General features: G+C 74.9%; 2 protein-coding genes. Both read right to left on the reverse strand.

The window, feature by feature from the left end; genetic code table 11:
• On the reverse strand, window positions 1–286 hold a 286-nt coding region (locus tag ABY44_RS01605; protein WP_431640770.1), incomplete at its 3' end, for an iron chelate uptake ABC transporter family permease subunit.
• A 15-nt stretch (window positions 287–301) separates the two neighbouring features.
• Window positions 302–1016: heme/hemin ABC transporter substrate-binding protein (locus ABY44_RS01610; protein ID WP_431640771.1), on the reverse strand; the 715-nt coding region annotated here is incomplete at its 5' end.

The following is a 1016-nucleotide window of genomic DNA, read 5'->3' on the forward strand; positions in this document are numbered from 1 at the left end:
CGAAGCCGCCGCCGACCAGCAGCGCGAGCGCGACGCGTGGCGCGCGGATGTCGAGCAGTACCGCGCGCGCCTGCTGCGCGGCGGCATCGCCGGTCAGCGCGGCCCAGGCTTCCGTGAGCGGAATGCGGTACGCGCCGACGCACAGTGCGACGACGGACATCGCGCACACGAGAACGGCGAGCGCGGCCAGCGCGAACGGCGCGAAGCGGCGCGACGTGCCCATGCGCGCGGCGCCGGAGCGCGGCGCGGGCGACGGTGCGGGGAAGGGCGAAGCGTGAGCGGGCATCGGGGCGATCCGGGATCAGGCGAGCGCATCCGACAGCCGTCGGTGCAGGGTCGTGACGGCGAGCGGCAGGCGTGGGCCGAAGCCGAGCAGGAACAGGGCATCCAGCGACACGACGCGTTGCGCGCGGCCGGCCGGCGTCGCGCCGAAGCCGGGCGTGGCGAGCAGCGCCGCGCGCCCGCCGACTGCCGCGAGCCCTTCGTCGGAAATCAGCACGACGTCGGGCGCGGCGGCCGCGAGCGCCTCGGTCGTCAGCGGCTTGTAGTGATCGAAACCCTGCATCGCGTTGCGTGCGCCCGCGTAGCGGATCATCGCGTCGGCGGCCGTGCGCTGGCCGGCGACGAGCGCCTGGTTGCCGGTATGGTTCAGCACGAACAGCACGCGCGGCGGCTGCGCGCCGCCGGGCGCACGGGCAGCGACCGCGTCGCGCGCGGCCTGCCAGTCGCGGTCGAAACGTTGCAGCAGCGCGGTGCCCGCGTCGCGCACGTCGAGCGCCTGCGCGACGCCCGTGATCTTCGCGCGGACCGATTCGACGTCGTGCCGTTCGTCGAAGGTCGTCACCGCGACGCCGGCGCCTTTCACCTGCGCGATCGCGGTGGGCGGGCCGGCTTCCGCCGACGCGAGCACGAGATCGGGCCGCAGCGACAGCAGCCCCTCGGCCGACAGCGCGCGCTGGTAGCCGACTTTCGGCAAACGCTTCGCGGCATCGGGATACGTGCAGGTCGTGTCGGCG

This window comes from Burkholderia sp. ZZQ-2 (assembly GCF_050768715.1).
GTDB lineage: Bacteria > Pseudomonadota > Gammaproteobacteria > Burkholderiales > Burkholderiaceae > Burkholderia > Burkholderia cepacia.